Raw genomic sequence first — 22,206 nt, 5'->3', positions numbered from 1 at the left:
GTCGCCGACTCACCGGACGGCCGCTCGCGCCAGCAGGTCGCGGAGGCGCTCGTAAGAGCGGTCCCAGCTCCACTCCGCGCGAACCCACGCGCGACCCTTCTCCCCCATCGCGCCCGGATCGGTCAGCAGCTCGATCAGCCGGTCGGCGATGGCCGGCACCGACCGCCCGTCGACGACGTGGCCGGTCTCCCCGTCGCGTACGGCGTCCGGGGCACCGCCGGAGTCCCCGGCGAGCACCGGCAGACCGGCGGCGGCAGCCTCCAGGAAGACGATCCCGAGCCCCTCGACCTCCAGGCCCGACAACCGGCTCCGGCACGGCATCGTGAAGGCGTCCGCGGCAGCGTAGAACGGCGGGAGGTCATGGTGGGGGTGCCCGCCCGCGAACACCACCCCGTCCCCGGCGAGGCGGCGCAGCCGGTCCTCGTACGGTCCCGCTCCGACGATCAGCAGTGTCGCGTCCGGCACGGCGCGGCGTACGAGCGGCAGCGCGCTGATCAGCCGGTCCTGGCCCTTGCGCGGCACCAGCCGTGACACGCTCAGGACTACGGGCCGGTCCCCCAGGCCGTACCGCTCCCGGACCGCCGCGCCGTCGGCGTCCGGGCGGAACACCGAGGTGTCCACGCCCGGCACCAGCCGGGTCGTGCGCGTCCGGGGGCCGAACGCCCGGGCGATCCGCCGCCTCGTGTATCCGGTCAGGTACGTGACGGTGCCGACCTGGTCACCGATGCGGCGCAGCATCTGCCGCGACCCCGGCAACGACGCCCACCAGATCTCGTGGCCGTGCGTGGTGGCGACCGAGGGCAGGCCGAGCCGGCCGGCGAGCAGGCCCAGCGGCGCGGCCGCGCCGAACCACACCCGGTCGCAGCCGTACCCCTTCGCCAGCGCCACCGCCGTCGCGGCCACCTCACGCGTCGGCAGCAGCGTACGGGCCCGGTCCCGCACCACCGGGAACGGCAGCCCCGCGTCGAACCGGTCCCCGTGCGGTTCACGCGACGTGTAGACCACCACCTCGCCGGGCGGGAACCGGCGCGCCAGTTCGTAGACGAACGTCTCGATGCCGCCCAACCGCGGCGGAAAGTCGTTGGTGACGATGAGGGTGGATCCCATGGGTCACACGTCGCGGCGGTGGACGACGGTGATGGCGACGGCCGCCGCGCCGAGCGCCCACAGGGCCAGCACGATCCAGGCCTCGGTGGTCGTCGTCGGTCGGCGGACGGTGAAGCCGAAGCGTCCGTAGCCGAGGTCGATCAGGCGTCCCCAGGCCATGGCGGGCAGCGCGTGCTTGATGTCGGCCGTCCAGCGGTAGTGGTCGGTGAAGCACATCGGAAGCAGCAGGAGCACCGCCGTGGTGACCACCATGGTCGCCGCGCTGTGCCGGATGATCGCACCGATGCCCATGCCGACGAGCGCGCACACCGGCGCGAGCACCGCCGACGCCGCGACCGCCTGGAACGCTCCGGGGTAGCCGATCGACATGCCGACGCCGCGGCCCGACAGGATGGCCTGGCTCGCCCAGAAGGAGGCGCCCGCGACGACCGTCCCGTAGCCGAGCATGACCACCGTCACGTCGATCAGCTTCGCCGTCACCAGCGAACGGCGGGCCGGCACGGCCGCGAAGGTCGTACGGATCAGCCCGGTTCCGTACTCGCCCGTGATGGTGATCGCGCCGACGCTGCCGGCGGCGAGCATGAGCATCAGGCCGGCGATCTGCGTGAAGGCGTCGCGCATCGCCCAGATCGGGACGAAGATGGCGCGGATGTCGGCGTCGTAGCGCGGCCAGTTGTGGTGGTCGGCGACGGCGGCGTTCACGTTCAGCCCGATGATGGCGAGCCCGCTGAGGAGCAGGGTCCAGTAGGTCGAGCGGAGGGACCAGAGCTTGGTCCACTCGGCGGCGAGGAGATCACGGAACCGGGCGCGGGGCTCGGCCGGGCGGGCGGTGATGGTCGGTGCGGTCATCGGGTGTCTCCGGCGAGGTATTCGACGCTGTCGGCGGTGAGCTCCATGAACGCCTCCTCCAGCGAGGCGGTACGAGGGGCGAGCTCGTGGAGCATGATCCGGTGCTGGAAGGCGAGCTCGCCGATGCGGACGGCGCTCAGGCCGGTGACCGTCAGCGCCCGATCGCCGTCCGGCCGGACGGACGCGCCCTCGGCGGTCAGGACGGCCGTCAGCGAGGAGGCGTCCGGAGTGCGCACGGTCACGCTCTGGGGTGTGCCGCGGGCCGCGAACTCCGCCAGGCTCTCGTCGGCGATCAGCTCTCCCCGGCCGATGACGATGAGGTGGTCGGCGGTGTGCTCCATCTCGCTCATGAGGTGGCTGGAGACGAACACGGTCCGGCCCTCGGCGGCCAGCCGCCGGAACAGGCCGCGGACCCACCGCACGCCTTCGGGGTCAAGGCCGTTGATCGGTTCGTCGAACAGCAGGACGGGCGGGTCGCCGAGCAGGGCGGTGGCGATGCCGAGCCGCTGCCTCATGCCGAGGGAGAAGCCTCCGATGCGGCGACGCGCGACCTCGGTCAGGCCCACCTCCCGCAGGACCTCGTCCACGCGGGTCCGTGGGATCCGGTTGCCGCGGGCGAGGGCGGACAGGTGTGCGTACGCGGTGCGGCCGCCGTGCACGTCCTGGGCGTCGAGCAGCGCCCCGACGTGCCGCAGCCCGCGCGGGCGGTCGCGGAACGGGCGGCCGGCGACGGTGGCCGTTCCGCTGGTCGGCTCGTTCAGCCCGAGGATCATCCGCAGCGTCGTGCTCTTACCGGCGCCGTTGGGTCCGAGGAACCCGGTGACATGTCCTGGACGCACCGTGAAGGTCAGGCCGTTGACGGCCGTCTTGGGGCCGTAGCGTTTCGTCAGTCCGCTCACTTCGATCACGCGGCCAACGGTGTCGCGGGCCGGGCTCTCCGCACATCGAGCCGTCGTCGGCATTCCCGGGACCCGCGTACCGACCGTGGTCGTACACCCGTGGTCCGATGCCGCCATGGAGATCACGCCATTACGATTCGGGCATGTCCGCCGTGCCCTCTTCTCCCCTGCTCAGGCGCGTTCCGCCGGGTGCGTGGACGGCCGCGGCCTGGTGCGCCGGCACGGTGTTCACGTTCCTCATCCGCGTGCGGCTGCCCGGGGAGGGCCTGCCCTCGGTCCAGGCCGGGGTCCTCTTCTATCGGTGGGACGGCCGGGCGATGCTGGTGGTGGCCACCGTGCTCACGCTGATCGGCAGCGGCCTGCTGCGGCGGCGACCGCTCACGGCACTCGGCCTGTTGCTCGCCGGCTCCGTCCTCGGGACACTCCCGCTGAGCGTCGGCGCGATCCCGGTGCCGCAGTTCCTCTCCGTCGACGTCGCCCTGTGGTTCATCGCGGCCACCGGGCGACGCCGGACCTCGCGCACCGCAGCCGGTCTGGTCTTCGTCACACTGGCCGGGTATCTGGCCTTCCGGCTCCTGTGCGGGTGGATCATCGGCACCTCGACGGAGCTGGCCGTGGCGATGACCGCCGCCATCGCCTGGCTCATCGGCAACTCGACGCACCAGGCGCGAGAGCACGCCGAGGACATGCGCGTCCAGGCCGCCACGCAGGCGGTGACCACCGAGCGGCTCCGCATCGCCCGCGAGCTGCACGACGCGGTGGCCCACAACATCGGCATCGTCGCCCTGCAGGCCGGAGCGGCGCGGAGAGTCATCGACACGCAGCCCACCCGAGCACGGGACGCCTTGAAGGCTGTGGAGACTTCGAGCCGGGAGACGCTGTCGGGGCTGCGGCGGATGCTCGGCGCGCTCCGGCAGGCGGAATCAGAGGCGGCGCCGCTGCACGATCTCCCCGGACTGGCGGACCTCGACCGGCTCGCCGAGGCCACCACGGCCGCCGGTGTCCGGGTCGACGTGCGGTGGCGGGGAGAGCCCCGCCCGCTCCCACCGGAGGTCGACCTGTCGGCGTTCCGGATCATCCAGGAGGCCGTCACCAACGTCGTACGGCACGCCGACACCCGATCCTGCACCGTCTCCATCGACTGCCGGGAGGAAGAGCTGACCATCGAGGTCGTCGACGGTGGGCGTGGCCACGGCGGCACCCCTGGCACCGGCTACGGCCTGGTCGGCATGCGCGAACGCGTCGCCCTGCTCCACGGAGACTTCACCGCCGGACCACGCCCCGAAGGCGGCTTCCGTGTGACGGCCCGCCTGCCCCTGCCGGCAGGTGTCGCATGAGGATTCGGGGGATCGCAGGCTGGGGCGGGGCCGTCCTGTTCCCGGTCGCGCTCGCCTGGTCACAGGTGGCCGGGTCGGGCAGCGAACCGTACTACAGCCCTTCCCAGGCCATCGCGGCGATGCTGTCGATGAGCCTGCTGATCGGCGTGCTCCGGCGGAGACCGCTGCTCGCGCTGGTCATGATGCTCCTCGGCTGCGTCTTCGTCGTCGCGTTCGCCGGGCCTGGGTACCAGAGCGGCCGATCCCCGTTTCTCCCGTTTCTGGCGGTGGACCTGGCAGTGGCGTTCATCGTCGCCACGCGGGCCTCGCGGGTGTCGACCGTCGCCGTCGTGCTGTCACTCGTCGTGCAGGTGCTCGCCATCGCCGGCTTCTCGAGTGGGCAGGACCTCCTTACCAACGTCGAGATCGCCGTCTTGGCCATCGCCACGGCCTTCATGGCCGGGAGGCTGCTCCGCGAGCGCCGCGAGCACGCGGCGGCGCTGCGTTCGCGCGCGGTGGCCGACGCCGTCACCGCCGAGCGGCTCCGCATCGCGCGCGAACTGCACGACATGGTCGCGCACACCATCGGCATCGTCGCCCTGCAGGCCGGCGCGGCCAAGCGGGTCATCGACACGCAGCCCGCCCGGGCCCGCGAGGCGCTCGGCGAGGTCGAGACCGCGAGCAGGGACACGCTGTCCGGGCTGCGCCGGATGCTCGGCGCGCTCCGGCTGGCGGAATCGGAGGCTGCGCCGCTGCACGATCTCCCTGGACTGGCGGACCTCGACCGGCTCGCCGAGGCCACCACGGCCGCCGGCGTCCGCGTCGACGTCCGACGGCGCGGTGAACCCCGCCCGCTCCCACCGGAGGTCGACCTGTCGGCCTTCCGGATCATCCAGGAGGCCGTCACCAACGTGGTGCGCCACGCCGACACCCGATCCTGCGAAGTGTCCATCGACTACCAGGACGAGGACCTGACCATCGACGTCGCCGACGGTGGACGCGGTCACGGCGCCGCCCCCGGCACCGGCTACGGCCTGGTCGGCATGCGCGAACGCGTCGCCCTGCTGCACGGAGACTTCACCGCCGGACCACGACCCGAAGGCGGCTTCCGCGTGACGGCCCGCCTCCCCCTACCGACTGGAGTGACATGACCGTCCGCGTTGTCCTCGCCGACGACCAGCCGCTGGTGCGCACCGCTTTGCAGATGGTCATCACCGACGCCCCCGACATCGAGGTCGTCGGCGAGGCCGGAACCGGCGCCGAGGCGGTGGAGCTGGTCCAGAGCCTCGATCCGGACGTCGTCGTGATGGACATCCGGATGCCCGGTATGGACGGGATCGAGGCCACCCGGAAGATCACCGCCGGTTCGGGCTCGACGCACGTCGTCGTCCTCACCACGTTCGACGATGACGACTACGTCTACGGCGCGCTGCGCGCCGGCGCGGCCGGGTTCCTCGTCAAGGACATGGCGCTGGACGACATCCTCGCCGCGATCCGCGTCGTCGCCGCCGGGGACGGCCTGATCGCGCCGAGCGTCACACGGCGTCTGATCGAGGAGTTCGCCGGCCGCCCGGGGCCCGTTCCCGGGCGGCGCACGCTCGACGGCATCACCGAACGGGAGCACGAGGTGCTGACCCTCGTCGGGCGCGGCCTGTCCAACTCCGAGATCGCCGCCGAGCTGGTCATCAGCATCGCCACCGTCAAGACCTACGTGACGCGGCTGCTCACCAAGCTGGACGCCCGCGACCGGATCCAGCTCGTGATCATCGCCTACGAGACCGGCCTGGTCGCGCCCTCCCGCTGACGGTCCCCACCGCCCTGGCTCCGCGCCCGTGGCCTGCCTAAACGGCCGGAACGCGGGGTAGGTCTCGGACGGACAACGGGGAAGGCCGCCGCGCCGGTGTGGGGCCGGGTTCGCCGGGCGGTCGCGCACGACAGGGGGGAGTGCGCCGTGCGGGTGATCATCGATCTCACACGCTGTCAGGGGTACGGCCAGTGCGCGTTTCTGGCGCCGGACGTGTTCGCCATGAACGGCGAGGAGGCGCTGCTGTACGACACCGACCCGGACGAGGCGCAGCGCGAGCACGTCCTCCGCGCGGCGGCGGCCTGCCCGGTGCAGGCCATCCACCTCGACCGGATGGCGACCCAGCATCGAGGGATGCGGACGGGCACGGCCGTCCCCCCTCCGGTCGGTGACGGGTTCCGGAAGACCGGCCGGATCGTGATCGTCGGCGCCTCGCTGGCGGGGGCTCGGGCCGCGGGCGTGCTGCGCCGCGACGGCTTCACCGGCTCGCTGACCTTGATCGGAGACGAGCCGTACGAGCCGTACGACCGTCCGCCGCTGTCCAAGCAGGTGCTGGTCGGCCGGGTGCCCGCAGATCACACCCTGCTCCCCCGCCTGCGCGAGGTCGACGCCGAATGGCTGCCCGGCGTCGCCGCCGCCGGACTCGACCTGGCCGCCAAGACGGTGCGGCTCGCCGACGGCCGGGAGGTGGGCTTCGACCGGCTGCTGATCGCGACGGGTGCGCGCGCCCGGCCGTGGTTCAACCCGGAGGAGGCCGCGCTGGACGGGGTGCTCCCGCTGCGCACGATCGAGGAGTCGTCTCGGCTCCGGGAGCGTCTCGCCGCACGCCCGCGCCGGGTGCTGGTGATCGGCGCCGGGTTCACCGGCTCGGAGGTCGCGTCGGTCTGCCGGGATCTGGATCTCCCGGTGACGGTCGTCGAACGAGGTCCGGCGCCACTCGTCGGCGCGCTGGGCGGCGTCATCGGCAAGGTCGCGGCCGACATGCAGCGCGCGCACGGCGTGGACCTGAGGTGCGGCGTCAGGGTGGAGGCCCTGGAGGGAGACGCGGACGGTCGGCTCCGCGCCGCGCGGCTCTCCGACGGCGACACGGTGGAGGCCGACGTCGCGGTCGTCGCGCTCGGGGCGATCCGCAATGTCGAGTGGCTGCGCGACTCGGGGCTGGCCGCCGGCGTGTGGGGGGTGGCCTGCGACGCGGGCTGCCGCGCCGTCGACATCAACGGCCTGGTCACCGACGACGTCTTCGTCGCGGGCGACGTCGCGCGCTTCCCCCACCCGGTCTACAACTTCCAGTTCATGACGCTCGAGCACTGGGGCAACGCGGTCGCCCAGGCCGAGATCGCCGCGCACAACATGCTCAGCGACCAGGCGCATCGCTGGCCGCACCTGTCGCTGCCGGTGTTCTGGTCCAACCAGTTCGGGACCGGCATCAAGTCCGTCGGCGTGCCGACCTTCGCCGACGAGGTGGTCATCGCGCACGGCTCCACGGAGGAGCGCCGGTTCGTCGCCGTCTACGGCTACCGGGGGCGTATCACCGCCGCGGTCACGTTCGACCGGGCCATGTGGCTGGAGTTCTACCAGGGCCTGATCGAGCGGGCCGCGCCCTTCCCGCCCGACTTCCGCGCCGCCGACCGGCCGGAGACGCTGCGGCCGGTCCCGGCCGAGATCCCGGAGCGGCTCGAGGCGACACAGGTCACCGTCATGGTGACCGGGCACGATCCGGCCGAGCGCCGCGCCACGCTGGTGCACGGCGACCGATGAACGAGTCACGAGGAGGCGCCGCCATGGCACCGTCCAGCGTCTTCGAGCAGATCCTCGACTTCTCCAACCGCGCCGACCCGTACTCCCTGTACCCCGAGCTGCGCAGGACACCGGTGGCGCGGCAGGAGGACGGCACCTATCTCGTCAGCGGCTACAAGGAGATCGTCGCGCTGCTGCACGATCCACGCATCAGCTCCGATCGTCGCAACCTCGCGCGGACGCCCGGATCCGAGGAGGAGTCGACGGGGCTGCCCGGCTTCATCAGCACCGATCCGCCCCTCCACGACCGGCTCCGGCGTCTGGCGATGCGCCACTTCGGTCCGCCGCATTCGCCGCACCGGATAGAGAACCTGCGGCCCGAGCTGGTCCTGATCGTCAGGAACCTGATCGACGGCGTCGCGGACCGGACGCGGATCGACATCGTCGACGACATCGCCTACCCGTTCCCGGTGACCGTGATCTGCCGGCTTCTCGGAGTGCCGCGTGAGGACGAGTCGCGGTTCCACGTGTGGGCCGACGCCATCGCGGAGTCGATCGGCCCCGGGGAGGCGGACCGGGCCGAACGTGAGCGGCGACGGACGGACGCGCAGCGCGAGCTCGAGCAGTACCTCGGCGGGCTCGCCGAGGAGCGCCGGAAGAACCTGGGCGACGACCTGCTCTCCGGCCTGATCAGCTACGAGGGCCCGGACGGGGCGATGTCGCCGGCCGACGTCGCGGTCACCGGCTCGCTGCTGCTGGTCGCCGGGCACGAGACGACGGTCAACCTGATCACGAACGGGATGCTGACCCTCCTCCGCCATCCGGAGCTGATCCACCGGCTGCGCGATGAGCCCGATCTGGTCATTTACACGGTCGAGGAGTTGCTGCGCTACGAGCCGCCGGTGCAGTTCATCTCCTCGCGGGTCGCCCTGGAGGACATCGACATCGCCGGGACCACGATCCCCAAGGGCGCGCCCATCGCCCTGGCACTGGCGGCGGGAAGCCGCGACCCGGAGCACGTGCCCGAGCCCGACCGCTTCATCCCGGACCGCCGGTACAACGAGCATCTCGGTTTCGGCGCCGGGATCCACTACTGCTTCGGCGCTCCGCTGGCCAGGCTGGAGGCGCAGATCGCACTGAGCGAGCTGGCGAGACGGCTGCGGAACCCCCGCCTCGTCGCCGATCCGCCGCCGTACCGGCCCAGCGCGGGCCTGCGAGGGCCCCGCCACCTCCTCGTCGACGTCGACGGCGTCGCCGACTGATCCGTTCGGAGCGCGAGAGGTCCCGGACGGCCGTCGGCGCACGAGACGTCCCGGACGGCCGTCGGCGTGCGGGACCTCGCGGATGGAACCGCCCGGTGCGGGGATGCGTCTAATACGCTCGTCCTCCGCCGAAAGGCCGTCATGCACTCTCGTCTGATCGCCGTCGCCGCCGGACTCGCGCTGATCCTCACCGCGTGCGGTGAGCGGACCGCAGGCGGGTCGAGGACCGCGAACGACGACTTCCGGCGGCGCGCCGGGCAGGCGATCGCGGCGTGGGAGGCCGCGGGCAAACCGAAGGCCTGGACCTCCGGCTTCGTGCCGCTCGAAGAGCTCACGGTCCTTCCGCGCGACCCCGGCTTCACGGACAACACCAGGCTCGCGTACCGCATCGGCGCCTACCGGCTGAGCGGCCGGCTGCCCGAGCAGACACCCCGGCAGGGCACGATCCGCTGGCCCGACGGCCGCACGCTCTCCCTTCCGCTGATCAGTGCCCGGGACGCGTACGCCGCGCTGGACCGGGGGACGATGAGCCGGACGGTCCCCGACAGGGCGAGCCCGGGAACCACGCCGCCCGGAGGGGTGGCGGGAGCGTCCGCCGTGCCGTGCCCCGAATGCGACCTCACGGTGACGGGCGCCCGGCTCGGGGTGGTCTCCCTGCACACGAGCCGGGGCGTGGCACAGGTCCCCGCTTGGTCGTTCACGGTGCCGAAGCTGAAGAGCCCGGTCGTACGGGTGGCGGTCCGGCCGGAGACCGCGGGAGCGCTCCCCACCCCCACGCCCGTATCCGGTGGCACTCCCGTGTATGCGCTCGACGCGGTGCCCGGCGACCCGCTGCGGCTGCGCGTGACGGTTCTCACGCCCAGCGGTGAGTGCGGGGCGCGCTCCGTCCACGGCCGGGTCTACGAGTCCGCGCACGCGATCGTCGTCGGGAGCGCGGTGACCGGCCGCACCGGCGACTGCCCCGGTTTCGGAACGGCGCGCACTCTGGACGTCACCCTGACCGGCCCGGTCGGCGGCCGGGTGGTGCTCGACACGACCGGCCGCCCGATCCGCCTGGGCGAGCACCGCCCCATCCCCGCCTGACGGCCGCCGCCCACGGCGGCGATGAAGACCCCGGTGAGAGCCCGCCGGCGGGTCGGGCTCTCACCGGGGCCGGCTCAGGAGAAGGACCAGGCGAAGACGTGCAGCGACCCTCCGCTGGACGGGGTGTTCAGCGTGACGCTCTTGACCTGCTTGCTCGCGTCGAGCGCGATCGGCGTGGCGCCGAACACGTAAATGTTGATCTTCTGCTGGTTACCGTCGGACCCGTTGCGGTAGGGGGTCTTGGCGACGATCTCGTTGCCGTACTTCGGCGGGTAGGCATCGGCGCCGAGCGCCCAGTCGCTGAACTCCAGCTTGCCCGTCGCCGTCGACCCGTCGGTGTAGGTGATCGTCACCGTCGACGGGGCGTTGCCGTTGCCCGCCGAACCGAGGAACGCCAGCCTGGACGCGCCCTTCGGAGCGCCGGGCAGGTCGACGACCTGGCCGTTCGCCTGGACGTTGTCGAGCTGCCCCGGCGTGCGGTTCGGCCAGGTGAAGGTGAAGCCGTTCCAGGTCACCGGCTGACCGGGCTTGAGGCCGGCCGCGGCCAGCGCCTGAGCGGAGTAGCTCCACCCGCCGCCGTCGAAGTTGGCGTTGCCCTGCTTGCCGTCGTCGGAGATGCCGGCGTTGTTCTGGTACCACTCGATCGTGCCGCGCTTGGCGACGTTGAGCGTGACGCCGGTGGTGCCCACCGACTGCCCGGAGGCGGTCAGCTCGACCGGCACCGAGTAGTAGTCCAGCTTCTGGTCGGCGGCCACCGAGACGGTCACCTTCTGGTCGACCTGGTCGGCGTCGGCGACCTTCAGTGTGCCGGAGGACGGCGTGACCGTGATGCCCGCCGGCGGCTTGGCGGTCCAGCTGACGGTGTCGCCCGTGCCGACGGCCTGGACGCGCAGCGTCGCCTCAACCGAGCCGCCCGGCTCGACGGACGCGGTGCCCGGCGTGATCGCCGACAGGAACGGGCGGGCGCCGGTGCCGAAGGACGGCGGGGCGTCCTTCGGGTCGCTGCCGAAGGTGGTGTTCGGCTGGGCGCCGAGGGTGTAGTCGAGCCTGCCGCCGGAGGCGACGAACGACTCGGGCAGCCAGGCGCGGCTGGTCGCCTTGCCGCCGACATTCAGCGACTGCACGTACTTGTTGGCGTCGGACGCCCCCGGCGCGTTGATCGTGATCTTCTGGCCGCTGGAGCGGGTGACCGTGATCTGCGGGAACTCGGGGCTGTTGAGGACCATCTCGGCGCGGCCCGGGATCGCCGGGTACATGCCGAGCCCGGCGAACACCCGCCACGCCGACATCGTGCCGAGGTCGTCGTTGCCCACCAGACCGCCCGGCGTGGACTTGAACAGCTCCGTGCGGGCCCGCGCAACGACGTCCTGCGTCTTGTACGGCTGCCCGGCCCAGGCGTACAGCCACGGGGACTGCAGCGACGGCTCATTGCCCAGGTAGGCGTACGGCTCGTGCGAGCCGGCGTTGAGCTTGGTGAAGAAGGTGTCGAGCCGCTTGGCCGCCTGGTCCCGGCCGCCCATCGCGTTGAACAGACCGGCGACGTCGTCGTAGACCATCCAGTGGTACTGCGAGCCGTTGCCCTCGACGTACCAGTTCGAGTCGGCCGGGTCGAAGGGGGTGAGGAAGGAGCCGTCCGCGAAGCGCGGCTGGATCCAGTCGTTCTGCGGGTTGTAGATCGTCTCCCAGCCGTGGGCCCGCTTCATGAAGTCCTGGTAGGTGCTCTTGTCCCCCAGGCGCTGGGCGAGCTGGGCGATGCCGAAGTCGGCGATGCCGTACTCCAGCGTGGTCGCCGGGTCGGCGGGCACGTAGCCGAGCTTGAGGTAGTCGGCGTTGCCGGGCCGCTCGGTGTAGGAGGTGTTCTTGTCCTCCCCGACCCGGTTCGCGCCCTTGACCATGGCGGCCAGCGCGGCGTTCGCGTCGAAGTTCCGCGCTCCGAAGGCGTACATCGTCGACACGATCGAATGGTAGGGGTCGCCGTTCATGACGCCGGTGATGGTGTTCTGGTGCGACCAGCGGTCCCACACGTCGCCGACCGAGTGCGCGTCGTTGTACATCGACTGGGCGATGTCGGCGCCCACGTCGGGCGCCAGCAGCGCGATGAGCTGCGCCTCACTGCGGTAGATGTCCCACCCGGAGAACGTCGCGTACTGGTGGTGGCCCTTCTTCACCTTGTGGGTGCGGTAGTCGAACCCGGTGTAGGTGCCGTCGACGTCGTCGAAGATGTACGGCTGCAGCATCGCGTGGTACAGCGCGGTGTAGAAGGTCCGCAGCCGGTCGTCCGCCCCGCCGCTCACCTTGATCTGCCCGAGGCGCTTGTCCCACGCGGCGCGCGCGGCGTTCCGCACGGAGTCGAAGCCCCGCCCGCCGATCTCCTTTTTGAGGTTCTGCTTCGCGCCGTCGATGCTCACGTACGACACCGCGGTGCGCATCTGCACCGGCTTGGCCTTGCTGGTGTCGAACTGCAGGTAGACGCCCGAGCCCGGGCCCTTCACGGTGACGTCACGGGCCAGGGCCTGCGGAGAGCGCTGCGGCATCGGCTTGCCCTCGGGGCCGTTGTTCAACCGCCCGAAGGTCTTCTGCGTCTGCTGGGGCACCTTAGGCGGGGCGCTGCCGCGCACGGCGTCCTCACCCGGCTCCACCGAGTCGTTCTTCCACGTGCCGTACGCCTGGAAGGGCCGGTCGAACGTCGCGGTGACGTACACGTAGTACTTGGTGTCCGCGCCGCAGAACCCACCGGTCTTCGCCCAGCCCGACACCGTGTTGCCCTTGACGGTGGCCTCGGCGTCGTCCACGCCGTTGATCGACCCCGTCACGTTGAGCAGCAGCGTGCCCACCTTGTCGGTGGGGAAGGTGAACCGCCCGACACCGGCCCGCTCTGTCGCGGTCAGCTCGGTCTTCACGCCGGAGTCGAGCGTCACGGCGTACGAGCCGGGCGACGCCTGCTCGTTCTCGTGCTTGAAGGTCTGGACGTAGTCGTCGGCGTGCGTCGCGGGCGACGTCGTGACCGGCCCGGAGAACGGGATGACCGGGAAGTCCTGCGCACCCGTGCAGCCGGGCCCGGAGATGTGGGTCATGCTGAAGCCGCGCAGGCGGTTGTCCTCGTACTTGTACCCGCCGCCGGAATTGCGGACGGTGTCGGGGCTCCACTGCATCATCCCGAACGGAGCGACGGCGCCGGGGAAGTTCATCCCGGCGCCGCCACCGTGTCCGAAGTCGGGTCCGCCGTCCTGGGTGCCCACGAACGGATTGACGTAGGAGGCGAGGTCGGGGGGCGCCGCATGGACGGGGACGGCCGGTAGGGCCAGGGAGGTCAGGGCAAGGCCGACGAGGCCCGCCAATCGGGCGCGCGAGCGTCTGAACACAGCTGCTCCTCTGGGGGGAGGTCACAGGGTGCGCTGGCGGAGGACCACCGCAAGAGATCATGACAACGTTGTCAGGGCTACCGGCATTGTTGATCTGTGTCACTCCACAGTCAATGGGCAATACCGGCCACAGTGATATCGCCACGTCACGGTCCGGCGGCCAGGCGATTCCCTCGATTGATTAGCGCGGGGTCAACAGACGTTACCGACTCTGTCGTTGATCGGAGCTCGGGCGAACCGGCAGGGTGAGGTCACTCTGAAGCACAACCCGAGGTCAGGACAGTGAAGAAGATCTATAACGCCGCCCACATCTACATGATCGTCGGCTTGGTCAGCGGCTTCTACTACCGCGAGGTCACCAAGATCAAGCACTTCACCGGGGACTCGCAGCTCGGTCTGGTGCACACCCACGTGCTCGCGCTCGGGATGCTGTTCTTCCTCATCGTCCTGATGCTGGAGAAGCAGTTCGCCCTGAGCACCGTCAAACTGTTCGGCTGGTTCTTCTGGGTGTACAACGCCGGTCTGGCGGTGACCGTCGCCATGATGACGCTCCACGGCACGCTGACCGTCCTGGGGCACGGGAGCGGCGCCGCCATCGCCCTCGTCGCCGGGCTGGGGCACATCCTGCTGACCGTGGGCCTGATCCTGTTCTTCATCACCCTCGGCAAGCGCATCCCCGCCCGGCGGGAGATCGCGGACCGCGGCGCGGCCCCGGCCGAACCGCTCGCCGACGCCTGAGCCATGCCGTGCGGGCGCGCCCTACAGCGGCCGGTGCGGACCCGGACCGTACGGGCCCGGAGGCTCCTGCGGCCCGTGGCCGTACGGTCCCGGCCCCTGGGGTCCGTACGGTCCCGGCGTGCCCTGGGGTCCTGACGGGCCGTACGGCGGCGTGTCCCGGGGTTCCTGCGGCCCGTACGGTCCCGGCGCACCGTGCGGACCGGGCGGGCCGTACGGCGGCGCGTTCCGGGGTTCCTGCGGGCCGTACGGGGCCGGGCTGGAGAACGGGCCGGGCGGCGGCGGGCCGTACGACGGGCCCGGCTGGAGGAACCCGGACTGGCCGTGTCCGGCCCACGGTGGCACGAGCGGCCGCGTCTGCCGGCCCTGGAACGCCTGGCGGGCGAGGTGCATGAGGTTCAGGAGGTCCTGCCGACGGCGGTAGAACCACGCCGGCTCGGCGACGTGCCGCTCGGCGCGCTGGTGCAGCAGGGCCAGCTCCGTCGCGGCGAGCTGGTAGTCGGCCATCGCCCGCCCGGCGCGCGTCCCGCCGGCCATGCGGGCCCACTGGCGGGCGCGCCGGCGCAGTTTGAGGTTGCCGAGCATGTGGACGTCCTGCGGCGTGACCAGGCCGGTTCCGGCGTACATCGGCAGGTGCCGCTGGATCAGCCGGACCGTCTGGCGGCGCTCCCAGCGGACGGTGACGATCAGTCCGATGAGGATGAGGAAGTCGATGCCGTAGGCGATCATCAGGCCCTTGAGGCCGAAGGCGGTGGAGAAGTTCCAGGTCCCGTGCAGCAGCATCGCCGCGCAGAGCCCGGCGACGGGCGCCACGACGCGGGCGGCGCCCCGGTGCAGGGCGGCGTAGGCGACGCCGAGGCCGGTCATCGAGGTGAACAGCGGGTGCCCGAACGGGGAGATCACCCCGCGCATGATGAAGACGGCCTCGAGGTTGTGCTGGTGGAACGCCCGGATGTAGTACCCGACGTTCTCCATCATCGCGAAGCCGAGGGCGACCATGGCGGCGTAGATGATGCCGTCGGTCAGGCCGTCCAGCTCGTTGCGGCGGAACCACAGGAAGCCGAAGAGCACCGCGCCCTTCAGCGACTCCTCGACCAAGGGCGCGCCGACGGAGGCGGTGACGAGCTCGCCCCGCTCGCCGAACACCGGCTTGGTCAGCAACTCGTAGCCGGCGGTGTTGAGGATCAGCGCGCCGAGCACGGCGATGCCGGCGCCCCACATGAAGGCGAACAGCAGCGCGCGCCACGGCTCGGGCTCGAGCCGGTCGAGGGTGAGGACCAGCGAGATCAGCAGGGGCACCGGGAGGATCGCCAGGACGAACCCGACGATGAACGGCGCCCCGTTGAGCGCGTCGAGGCCCAGGACGACGATCGCGCAGACCGACGAGACGACCAGCCCGATGATCAGCCCGACGGGTGCCCTGCCGGGCATGCGACCTTCGAGGATCGCCTTGGGATCAACACGCGCCATGCCGGGAGGTTAACCCGTCAGTGCAGCAGCGGGTCGATCGCGACCGCCAGGAAGAGCAGTGCCAGGTACGCGTTCGAGAGGTGGAAGTAGCGCATCGGCTTGAGCACCGCGCCGGTGATGCCCGCGCGGACCCGGCCGAGCAGGCGGTACGCCTCGACGAGGCACACGGCGCCGAGGGCGGCCGCGGCGATCGGGTAGAAGATCGTCGTGTGGGCGATGGGCCACAGCGCCAGTGAGCACGCCACGGTCACCCACGTGTAGACGATCACCTCGACGGCGACCCGCCGCTCGGTGGCCACGACGGGCAGCATCGGTACCTCGGCGGCCGCGTAGTCCTCGCGGTAGCGCATGGCGAGGGTCCAGGTGTGCGGCGGCGTCCAGAAGAACACCACGAGGAACAGCACGACCGGCGTCCAGGACATGCTGTTGGTCAGCGCGGACCAGCCGATCAGGACGGGCATGCACCCCGCGATCCCGCCCCACACGACGTTCTGCTTCGTCCGTCGCTTGAGCAGCAGCGAGTAGACGAAGACGTAGAACAGGGTCGCGAACACCGACAGCCCGGCGGACAGAGGGTTCACGGCCAGCGCGAGGAACACGGTGGAGGCGACGGCGAGGGCGATCCCGAAGACCAGGGTCTCCTTCGGCGTGACCTGCACCATCGGCAGCGGCCGGCGGCGGGTGCGGCGCATCTTCGCGTCGATGTCGCGGTCGATGTAGCAGTTCAGCACGTTGGCGCCGCCCGCCGAGAGCATGCCGCCGACGAGGGTGGCGATGACGGGCCACAGCGGCGGCAGCCCGCCGGCGGCGAGGAACATCACCGGCAGCGTCGTGATGAGCAGGAGCTCGATGATCCGCGGCTTGGTCAGCGCCACGTAGGCGCGGACCAGCGCGCCGAACGGTCGACGGCCGGGCGTGGGCGGCGCGGGAGTCCTCGCCGGACGGTTGATGACCACCGTCACCGGATGTTCACCTGCGCGTTCACGACGTTAAGGGACACTGTGTCTGATCCTCGGATTTCCTTGCCGCCAGTCGGCTCTGATCGGGCCGCCGCCCCATGGGCTGGACCGCGCAATCACTGTAGTGCCGGTCTCCGCGCACCCCGTCACCGGGGTGGGCGGGGCGCAACGGGTTAAGCCCGGCATCTCAGGGAAATGCCGTACAAGGGTCGCGGTGTTGATGATGGAGGAACACCTGTCAAGGCGGTGGCGGCGTGAGCGATAGGCTCGCGTACGGGCCCCGGCAGTGGCCTGGTCACGGGCTCTTTTCGGCTGGGACGGGTCACGGGGACACTGACACGTAGTCGAGAGGAGCCTGGAGCGTCTCGTGAGTACGCATTCTGATAACTCATTCGAATGGACCGACCTGGACCGGCGGGCCGTGGACGTCATCCGCGCGCTGGCCATGGACGCCGTCGAGGAGGCCGGCTCGGGCCACCCCGGCACGGCCATGAGCCTCGCTCCGGCCGCCTACCTGCTGTTCCAGCGGTTCCTGCGCCACGACCCGACCGACCCGAAGTGGCCGGGCCGGGACCGGTTCGTCCTCTCCGCCGGCCATTCCAGCCTGACGCTCTACATTCAGCTTTTCCTGTCGGGGTACGGGTTGTCGCTGGACGACCTGAAGGCGCTTCGCAAGTGGGGCAGCCAGACACCCGGGCACCCGGAGCACGGCCACACGCCGGGCGTCGAGACGACGACGGGGCCGCTCGGCCAGGGGCTGGGCAACGCCGTCGGCATGGCGATGGCCGCGCGCCGGGAGCGGGGGCTCTTCGACCCCGACACCGCGCCCGGGAAGAGCCTGTTCGACCACAACATCTGGGCGATCGCCTCCGACGGCGACATCGAGGAGGGCATCAGCCACGAGGCCAGTGCCCTCGCCGCGCACCAGCGCCTCGGCAACCTCACCGTCATCTACGACGACAACCACATCTCGATCGAGGACGACACCGCGATCGCGCTGTCGGAGGACGTGGACGCGCGGTACCGGGCCTACGGCTGGCACGTGCAGCGGGTCGACTGGACCACCGACGGCGACTACCACGAGAACGTCGAGGCTCTGGCCCAGGCCCTGGAGGCCGCGAAGGCCGAGACCGACCGCCCGTCGTTCATCGCGCTCCGCACGATCATCGGCTGGCCGGCGCCGAACAAGAAGAACACCGGCAAGGCCCACGGCGCCGCGCTCGGCGAGGAGGAGGTAGCGGCGACCAAGCGGATCCTCGGCCTCGACCCGGACGTGTCCTTCGACGTGCCCAAGGAGGTGCTCGCCCACTCGCGTGAGGTCATCACGCGGGGCCGGGCACTGCACGCCGAATGGGACCAGAAGTTCGCGGCCTGGCGCTCCGCCGACCCCGAGCGGGCCGCCGAGTTCGACCGGATCTCCGCCCGGCGGCTGCCGGACGGCTGGACGGCCAAACTGCCGGAGTTCGAGAACGGCAAGCAGCTCGCCACCCGCGCGGCCTCGGGCGAGATCCTCTCCGCGATCGGCCCGGTCCTCCCCGAGCTGTGGGGCGGCTCCGCCGACCTGGCGGAGAGCAACCTCACCACGATGAAGGGCGAGCCGTCCTTCATCCCCGAGGAGTTCCAGACCAAGGACTGGCCCGGCAACCGCTACGGCCGCACGCTGCACTTCGGCATCCGCGAGCACGGCATGGGCGCCATCCTGAACGGCATCGCCCTGCACGGCGGCACCCGGCCCTACGGCGGCACGTTCCTGGTCTTCAGCGACTACATGCGCCCCGCCGTACGCCTCGCCGCGCTGATGAAGCTGCCGGTGACCTACGTGTGGACGCACGACTCGATCGGCCTGGGCGAGGACGGCCCGACGCACCAGCCGGTCGAGCACCTGTGGGCGCTGCGCGCCATCCCCGGGCTGGACGTCGTCCGGCCGGCCGACGCGAACGAGACCGTCGTCGCCTGGCGCACGATCCTCGAGCACACGGACCGGCCCGCCGGCCTCTGCCTTTCCCGGCAGAAGCTGCCGGTGTTCGACCGCGGCGAGCTGGCGAGCGCCGAGGGCGTCGCCAAGGGCGGCTACATCCTCGCGGAGGCGTCCGACTGCCAGCCGCACGTCATCCTGATCGCGACCGGCAGCGAGGTCGAGACCGCCGTGGAGGCACGCGAGATCCTGGAGGCCAAGGGCACGCCGACCCGGGTGGTCTCGATGCCGTGCGTCGAGTGGTTCCTGAGCCAGGACGAGGCCTACCGCAACCACGTCCTGCCGCCTTCCGTCCGGGCCCGCGTCTCGGTCGAGGCCGGGATCGGCCTGGGCTGGCGGGCGTTCGTCGGCGACTTCGGCGAGTCGGTCAGCCTGGAGCACTTCGGCGCCTCCTCCGACTACAAGACCCTTTTCCAGCAGTTCGGCTTCACCGCCGACCGCGTCGTCGCCGCGGCCGGGTCCAGCCTGATCAAGGCGGGCATCGGCGGGCGTGGTGAAACGACCGGTAACTGAGGAGAGACATGAGTGAGATCCTGAAGAAGCTCTCGGACGAGGGCGTGTCCATCTGGCTGGACGACATCAGCCGGGAGCGCCTGCGCACGGGCAACCTCGAGGCCCTGATCCGCGAGAAGCACGTCGTGGGCGTGACGTCGAACCCGACGATCTTCTCCAAGGCGCTGAGCCAGGGCTCGGCGTACGACGAGCAGGTACGCGAGCTGTCCGTCCGGGGCGTCGACGTCGAGGAGGCCTCCCGGGCCATCACGACGTACGACATCCGCTGGGCCGCCGACGTGCTGCGCCCGGTCTACGACCGCACCGAGGGCCTCGACGGCCGCGTGTCGATCGAGGTCGACCCGCGGCTCGCCAACGAGACCGAGAAGACCGCGGCCGAGGCCAAGGCGCTGTGGTGGATGGTCGACCGGCCGAACGTCTTCATCAAGATCCCGGCGACGCTCGCCGGCCTGCCGGCGATCACCGAGACGCTGGCGCAGGGCATCAGCGTCAACGTCACGCTGATCTTCTCGCTGGAGCGATACGGCCAGGTCATCGACGCGTTCTTCGAGGGCCTGGAGAAGGCGCGGGCCAACGGCCACGACCTGTCGAAGATCGCCTCGGTCGCGTCGTTCTTCGTCAGCCGCGTCGACACGGAGATCGACAAGCGCCTCGACAAGCTCGGCCACACGGACCTGGCCGGCAAGGCGGGCATCGCCAACGCCCGGCTCGCGTACGCGCTGTACGAGGAGAAGTTCGGCACCGACCGCTGGAAGGCGCTCAAGGACGCGGGCGCCCGCGTCCAGCGTCCCCTGTGGGCGTCGACCGGGGTCAAGAACCCGGAGTACTCCGACACGATGTACGTGGACGAGCTCGTCGCCCCCGACACCGTGAACACGATGCCGGAGCCGACCCTCGACGCCGTCGCCGACCACGGGGACGTCCGAGGTGACCGGGTCCGCCCGTTCTACGACGACGCCCGCGCCCACATGGCCGCCCTCAAGGAGGCCGGCGTGGACTACGACGACGTCGTCCGGGTCCTCGAGGAGGAGGGCGTCGAGAAGTTCGAGGCGTCCTGGAACGAGCTGCTCGACAGCATCAAGAGCGAGCTGCGCGACAAGGCCTGATCCGAAGCCTCGCCCGGCCGGTGACCGTCACGCGACGGAGCCGGCCGGGCGCTTTTCGCGATGATCCATGTACTGTGAGTGACACGCGCCGAACCGGGTATGCCCGACGCGGGAAACGAACGACACCCCACGTCCGGGCGGGGTCCGCTCGCAGGGCGTGGCGGACGGATCAGGCCAGGAGACGCCGTGACCTTGCGAGTGACCGCCGGACGCGTGTCCGTGACCGTCGAGGGCGATGCCGTCCACACCGACAAGGCCCTGGAGCGGCTGGCGTACGACGGCGTGCCCACGGCGCTCATGGCCAAGAACGCCAGCCTGTGGGGCCCGGACGCGGCGGGCCGGGCGGCCGGCCGGCTCGGCTGGGTCGACGCGCCGGAGACGTCCCGCCGCCTGCTTCCCGAGCTGTCCGAGCTGGTGAGCCGGTTCGCCGGGCTAGACCGGGTCGTGCTGGCCGGGATGGGCGGTCCGGCACGCGCGGCCGAGGTGATCGCGCACGGGCAGGGCACCGAGCTGACGGTGCTCGACACGGTCGATCCGCACGAGGTGCGCCGCGCGGTCGACGACCGGCTGGACCGCACGGTCCTGGTCGTGGCGAGCAAAAGCGGCCGCACGCTGGAGACCGACGACCTGCGCCGCGTCTTCGAGGGGGCCTTCCGCGCGGCGGGCGTCGATCCGGCCGAGCGGATCGTCGTCGTCACCGACCCGGGCTCGCCGATGGAGGTTTGGGCGAAGGAGACCGGTTACCGGGTGGTCCTGTCCGACCCGGAGACGAACGGCCGGTTCGGGGCGCTGTCGGCGTCCGCCCTGCTCCCGGCCGCGCTGTCCGGAGCCGACGTCGAGCGGCTGCTCGACGAGGCCGCCGCCCTCCGGCCCGCTCTTCGCCTGCCGTACGACAATCCGGGCCTGACACTCGGCGCGGCGCTGGGCGCGGCCGCCGCACAGGGCCACGGCAAACTGATCATCGCCGACAACGGCTCGGGCCTTCCCGGGCTGTCCGGCTGGGTCGAGCAGCTGGCCGCGGCGGCGACCGGAAAGGACGGCAAGGGCGTCGTGCCGATCGTCGTCGAGGACGTGGCCGCGCTGCGGTCCGGCGGTGACCGGTGGGCCCTCGCTCTGGGCGACCGGGCCGGCGACGCCGGCCTCGCGGTGTCCGGCCCGCTCGGCGCGCAGTTCCCGCTGTGGGAGTACGCCATGGCCGTGGCCGCCCGGATCATCGGCGTCGACCCGTTCGACGAGCCCGCGCTGCGCGAGTCCCAGAACGCGGTCGCGGCCCTGCTGCGCGGCGCGGAGGACGGTGCCGCCCCCACGCTCATCGCCGGTGAACCGGCGCTGGTGGACGGCTCCGTCGAGGTGCACGGCCCCGCGGAGCTGCTCCACGGGGCCAAGGACCTGCGGAGCGCCCTCGACGCGATGCTCCGGGCGATCCCCGACCGCGGGCACCTCGCGGTGGTCGCCCACCTGGACCGCGTCGGGGACGCCGCCGCCGCGCGCCTGCGCCCGCTGCTCGCCCGGCGGCGCCGCGACGTCCCGGTCGGCTTCGGCTGGGGCTCGGCGGCCCTCCACTCCACCGGCCAGGTCCACAAGGACGGCCCTCAGGGCGGGCTGGTCCTCCAGATCACCGGCGCGGTCGAACGGGACGTCGAGGTGCCCGGCCGGCCGTACGGCCTGAAGGCGTTGCATCTCGCCCAGGCGTTCGGCGACCTGCGCGCGCTGCGCTCCCGGGGCCGTCCGGCCGTGCGGCTGCACCTGCGGGACCGCGCGGCGGGCATCGCCGAGTTGGAGACCGCCCTCGGCGACTGAGGGAGAGCGGAGCATGCCATCCTGGTTCCTGTCCGGGTTCTCCGCCTTTCTGGTACCCGACCGTATAGATCCTGGGACGCTGGGAAGATCGCGCACGATACGAGGGTTAGCGAAGATGGTCACCGGCTCGGCAGAGCGCGGACGGCCGCTTGAACGAAGAGGACGACGCCGAGGCGGCCCACCGCCCGGGCGCCACTAGGAAGGACAGGGAAGTTGGGCATGAGATGGC

At 71.5% G+C, this 22,206-nt stretch carries 16 protein-coding genes; 10 read left to right on the top strand and 6 right to left on the bottom strand.

Features of this window, described 5'->3' with window-relative positions; translation table 11 throughout:
• Positions 1-9 precede the first annotated feature (9 nt).
• The 3 genes from ABEA24_RS34870 to ABEA24_RS34860 are packed head-to-tail and all read right to left on the bottom strand — an operon-like array spanning position 10 to position 2,864.
• Positions 10-1,107 carry a glycosyltransferase family 4 protein gene (locus ABEA24_RS34870; RefSeq protein WP_345436376.1) on the bottom strand — a complete coding sequence of 366 codons (1,098 nt, stop codon included), beginning with the start codon at positions 1,105-1,107 and terminating at the stop codon, positions 10-12.
• A 3-nt stretch (positions 1,108-1,110) separates the two neighbouring features.
• Positions 1,111-1,956, bottom strand: a complete 846-nt coding sequence (locus ABEA24_RS34865; protein ID WP_345436374.1) for a hypothetical protein — start codon at positions 1,954-1,956, stop codon at positions 1,111-1,113.
• Entirely contained in the window at positions 1,953-2,864 is a 912-nt protein-coding gene (locus ABEA24_RS34860) for an ABC transporter ATP-binding protein (protein WP_345436372.1), read from the bottom strand. Before ABEA24_RS34860 ends, ABEA24_RS34865 begins: the two co-directional genes overlap by 4 nt.
• Positions 2,865-2,998: 134 nt before the next feature.
• Here ABEA24_RS34860 and ABEA24_RS34855 point away from each other — a divergent pair, with 134 nt between their 5' ends.
• The 6 genes from ABEA24_RS34855 to ABEA24_RS34830 all read left to right on the top strand — a co-directional run bounded on the left by ABEA24_RS34855 (position 2,999) and on the right by ABEA24_RS34830 (position 10,057).
• Positions 2,999-4,192, top strand: coding sequence for a sensor histidine kinase (locus ABEA24_RS34855; RefSeq protein WP_345436370.1), 1,194 nt, complete (start codon positions 2,999-3,001; stop codon positions 4,190-4,192).
• Positions 4,189-5,322: a sensor histidine kinase gene (locus ABEA24_RS34850; RefSeq protein ID WP_345436368.1), complete on the top strand. Its 1,134-nt coding sequence runs from the start codon at positions 4,189-4,191 to the stop codon at positions 5,320-5,322. The genes ABEA24_RS34855 and ABEA24_RS34850 overlap by 4 nt, the downstream gene beginning before the upstream one ends.
• On the top strand, positions 5,319-5,975 hold the full coding sequence (locus ABEA24_RS34845; RefSeq protein WP_345436366.1) for a response regulator: 657 nt from the start codon (positions 5,319-5,321) through the stop codon (positions 5,973-5,975). Before ABEA24_RS34850 ends, ABEA24_RS34845 begins: the two co-directional genes overlap by 4 nt.
• 147 nt (positions 5,976-6,122) lie before the next feature.
• Positions 6,123-7,733 carry an FAD-dependent oxidoreductase gene (locus ABEA24_RS34840; RefSeq protein ID WP_345436364.1) on the top strand — a complete coding sequence of 537 codons (1,611 nt, stop codon included), beginning with the start codon at positions 6,123-6,125 and terminating at the stop codon, positions 7,731-7,733.
• A 23-nt stretch (positions 7,734-7,756) separates the two neighbouring features.
• Positions 7,757-8,974 carry a cytochrome P450 gene (locus ABEA24_RS34835; RefSeq protein WP_345436362.1) on the top strand — a complete coding sequence of 406 codons (1,218 nt, stop codon included), beginning with the start codon at positions 7,757-7,759 and terminating at the stop codon, positions 8,972-8,974.
• Positions 8,975-9,115: 141 nt separating this feature from the next.
• Complete coding sequence (locus tag ABEA24_RS34830; RefSeq protein ID WP_345436360.1) at positions 9,116-10,057, top strand: hypothetical protein; 942 nt, start codon at positions 9,116-9,118, stop codon at positions 10,055-10,057.
• Positions 10,058-10,131: 74 nt separating this feature from the next.
• Here the strand turns inward: ABEA24_RS34830 and ABEA24_RS34825 are convergent, their stop codons facing one another.
• Positions 10,132-13,419 (bottom strand): GH92 family glycosyl hydrolase, encoded by a 3,288-nt coding sequence (locus ABEA24_RS34825; RefSeq protein WP_345436358.1) that lies wholly within the window; start codon positions 13,417-13,419, stop codon positions 10,132-10,134.
• A 282-nt stretch (positions 13,420-13,701) separates the two neighbouring features.
• On the opposite strand from ABEA24_RS34825, the gene ABEA24_RS34820 reads away from it, so the two are divergent.
• The gene (locus ABEA24_RS34820) at positions 13,702-14,157 is read left to right on the top strand and encodes a DUF2871 domain-containing protein (RefSeq protein ID WP_345436356.1); all 456 of its coding nucleotides are present in this window, start codon (positions 13,702-13,704) and stop codon (positions 14,155-14,157) included.
• A gap of 21 nt (positions 14,158-14,178) precedes the next feature.
• Here ABEA24_RS34820 and ABEA24_RS34815 read toward each other — a convergent pair whose 3' ends face one another.
• Together ABEA24_RS34815 and ABEA24_RS34810 are read right to left on the bottom strand one after the other, a co-directional pair.
• Entirely contained in the window at positions 14,179-15,624 is a 1,446-nt protein-coding gene (locus ABEA24_RS34815; protein WP_345436353.1) for a PrsW family intramembrane metalloprotease, read from the bottom strand.
• Between the two features lie 17 nt (positions 15,625-15,641).
• Positions 15,642-16,586, bottom strand: a complete 945-nt coding sequence (locus tag ABEA24_RS34810) for a heme o synthase (protein WP_425551272.1) — start codon at positions 16,584-16,586, stop codon at positions 15,642-15,644.
• 442 nt (positions 16,587-17,028) lie between these two features.
• Between ABEA24_RS34810 and tkt the strand changes: the two genes are divergently transcribed.
• The 3 genes from tkt (at position 17,029) to ABEA24_RS34795 (ending at position 21,977) form a co-directional block, all read left to right on the top strand.
• Positions 17,029-19,071, top strand: coding sequence for a transketolase (gene tkt, locus ABEA24_RS34805; protein ID WP_425551278.1), 2,043 nt, complete (start codon positions 17,029-17,031; stop codon positions 19,069-19,071).
• Positions 19,072-19,079: 8 nt separating this feature from the next.
• A complete protein-coding gene (gene tal / locus ABEA24_RS34800) occupies positions 19,080-20,177 on the top strand; it encodes a transaldolase (protein ID WP_345436349.1) in 1,098 nt (365 codons plus the stop codon).
• Between the two features lie 186 nt (positions 20,178-20,363).
• Complete coding sequence (locus ABEA24_RS34795) at positions 20,364-21,977, top strand: glucose-6-phosphate isomerase (RefSeq protein WP_345436347.1); 1,614 nt, start codon at positions 20,364-20,366, stop codon at positions 21,975-21,977.
• Positions 21,978-22,206: the final 229 nt, after the last annotated feature.

The organism is Actinoallomurus vinaceus (genome assembly GCF_039542055.1).
In the GTDB taxonomy this organism is placed as follows: Bacteria; Actinomycetota; Actinomycetes; order Streptosporangiales; family Streptosporangiaceae; genus Actinoallomurus; species Actinoallomurus vinaceus.
This window is presented reverse-complemented; position numbering and strand designations above follow the sequence as displayed.